2 protein-coding genes are annotated in these 2,777 nt (G+C 69.7%); both read left to right on the forward strand.

Annotation, left to right across the window (positions count from 1 at the left end):
* Nucleotides 1-207 precede the first annotated feature (207 nt).
* On the forward strand, nucleotides 208-1,755 hold the full coding sequence (gene istA, locus ABD225_RS17240) for an IS21 family transposase (RefSeq protein ID WP_425564490.1): 1,548 nt from the start codon (nucleotides 208-210) through the stop codon (nucleotides 1,753-1,755).
* Nucleotides 1,752-2,579 carry an IS21-like element helper ATPase IstB gene (gene istB / locus ABD225_RS17245; protein WP_344088486.1) on the forward strand — a complete coding sequence of 276 codons (828 nt, stop codon included), beginning with the start codon at nucleotides 1,752-1,754 and terminating at the stop codon, nucleotides 2,577-2,579. Before istA ends, istB begins: the two co-directional genes overlap by 4 nt.
* Nucleotides 2,580-2,777 lie beyond the last annotated feature (198 nt).

Below are 2,777 nucleotides of genomic sequence, written 5' to 3' on the forward strand. Positions count from 1 at the left end.
GCACGGGTCCTCGGAGAGGCCGCTGTGGTGGCCGGCAAGACCGACACTTTCCTTGGGGAACGCTACCGCCGCATCGCCCGCCTGAGTGTGACAGTCTCATTTGGCCCCGGTTAGGGCCGTTGTGATGGCTTGATTTGGCCCCACCCTCGACCCGCCTTCCTCTAGGTTCCGGCTTGTCCGACCAAAGACGAGCTGGAGGCCTGGAGGGTGAAGGAGAGATCGAGAGTGGAGCTGTTTGAACGTATCCGACGGGACGCTCGTGAGGGTGTCCCGATCAGGAAGATCGCCCGGGATCATGGAGTGCATCGGCGCACGGTGCGTGCGGCGATCGCGGACGCGGTCCCGCCGCCGCGTAAGCCGGTGGTGCGTGAGGCGCAGGCCTTTGGACCGTACGAGGAGATCGTGCGGGCCTGGCTGGTCGCGGACCTGGACGCGCCGAAGAAGCAGCGGCACACCGCTCGACGGGTGTGGCATCGGCTGGTCGAGGAGCATGGTGCGTCGCTGTCGGAGTCCACGGTGCGCCCGCACGTGGCCCGGATCAAGACCGAGGTCGGGTTGGCCCGGCGGGAGGTGATGGTCCCGCAAACGCATCCGGCTGCGGCGGAGGCCGAGGTCGACTTCGGTCAGTTCCACGTCTCGGTGGGCGGGGTGATGCTGCGGTTGTGGATGTTCGTGATGCGCCTGTCGCATTCGGGTAAGGCTGTCCACATCGCCTACGCCAACCAGGCTCAGGAGTCGTTCCTGGACGGGCACGTCAAGGCGTTCGCGGCCTTGGGCGGGGTCCCGACCGGGATGATCCGCTACGACAACCTCAAGCCGGCGGTGCTGAGGGTGCTGCTGGGTCGGGAACGGTTCGAGAACCCGAAATTCGTTGCGCTGCGGTCACATTACGGGTTCGAGTCGTTCTACTGCCGCCCCGGGAAGGAGGGTGCGCACGAGAAGGGCGGCGTCGAGGGCGAGATTGGCCGGTTCCGTCGCGCGCAGCTGACGCCGGTGCCGCACGTGGGATCGATGGCCGCCTTGAACGAGGCGATGGCCGCCGCCGACGTCCGCGACGACCAGCGTCGGATCGCTGGGCGGGCCGAGCGGGTGGGTGCCGCGTTCGTCCGGGAGCAGCCGCTGCTGAACCCCTTGCCGGAGAGCGACTTCGACGCCTCCACGCCGCTGTCGTGCCGGGTCGATATGAAGTCGCGGATCTGTGTGCGTCAGTCGTACTACTCGGTGCCGGCCGCCTACGCCGGGCGCCGGGTCCAGGTGCGCCTGGGCGCCGACGCCGTCCGCGTCTTCGACGCCAGCACCCCGATCGCGGACCATGTCCGCTCGTTGCACAAGGGCACCGAGGACCTGGTCCTGGATCACTACCTGGAGGTCTTGAACCGCAAGCCCGGAGCGATGGCCGGCTCGACCGCCCTGGCCTTGGCCAGGGCCCGGGGCACGTTCACCCCCGCGCACCAGGGCTACTGGGATGCCGCCCGTCGTGCCCTCGGCGACGCCGGCGGTACCCGTGCCCTGATCGAGGCGCTGCTGCTGCACCGCACCCTGCCTGCCGCCGCGGTCATCGCGGCCATGGACGCGGCCGTGGCCGCCGGGCGGTACAACCCCGACATCCTGGCCGTCACCGCCCGCGCGCACACCACTGGGACCCGAACGGCCGCGCCGATTCCTTTGCCCGCCAACGTCACCGACGCATCCGCTGCCCGCCCAGTGCCGTGCCTGGACGGGTATGACCAGCTCCTGGAAGGAGCCATGGCATGACATCCTCACCGACCACCACGACGCCGGTGCCGGCTCGCCCGGCGGTGAGCAAGCTGTCCGAGCCGGCCGCCGCAGCCGCGGTCACCGCCGCGACCAAGGCCCTGGGCCTGCCGACCATCCGCGAGGAGTACGCCCGCATCGCCGAGGCCGCTGCCCGTGAACGGCTCACCCATGCCGCCTACCTCGCTGAGGTCCTGACCGCCGAGTGCGACGACCGCGAACAGCGGCGCCGGATCCGGCGGGTCAAAGAGGCCCGCTTCCCACGACCCAAACGCCTCGAGGACTTCCACGCCCACCTGCTGCCCGACCTGCCCGAGGCCACCCTGGCGCACCTGGCCACCGGCGCGTGGATCGACGCCGGCGAACCGCTGGTCCTGCTCGGCGACTCCGGCACCGGCAAGACCCACCTGCTCATCGCCTTGGGCACCGTCGCCGCCGAACAAGGCCGCCGGGTCCGCTACGTCACCACCGCAGCCCTGGCCAACGAGCTCGCCGAGGCCGCCGACGACAAACGCCTCACCCGGGTCCTGGCCCGCTACGCCGCTCTCGACCTGCTCATCCTCGACGAGGTCGGCTACGTCAGCCTCGACGCCCACGGCGCCGAGCTGCTCTTCCAGGTCATCACCGCCCGTGAAGAGCGAGCCTCCATCGCGTGCGCCTCCAACGCCCCCTTCAGCGAATGGGGTACCACGTTCACCGACCCCCGCCTGGCCGCCGCCGTCGTCGATCGGCTCACCTTCAACGCCCACATCATCAGCACGGGCACCAGCTCCTACCGGCTCCGCTCAACCCGCGCAGCCAAGAAAGGAGGCCTCAAGAACTGACCCCCACCCGGCGCGACGGTCACCGGCCCGACCACCCGCGCCAACCCCCCAAAGTCAACACCGAGGGTGGGGCCAAAACAGCCCATCACAGTGGGGCCAAAACAACTTGTCATTCTCACCCGCCGCCGCGAGAAGAAGGCCATCGTCGCGGTCGGCCGCTCCATCCTCATCATCACCTGGCACCTGCTCTCCGACCCC

Source organism: Nostocoides veronense (assembly GCF_039531185.1).
GTDB classification, from domain to species: Bacteria; Actinomycetota; Actinomycetes; order Actinomycetales; family Dermatophilaceae; genus Nostocoides_A; species Nostocoides_A veronense.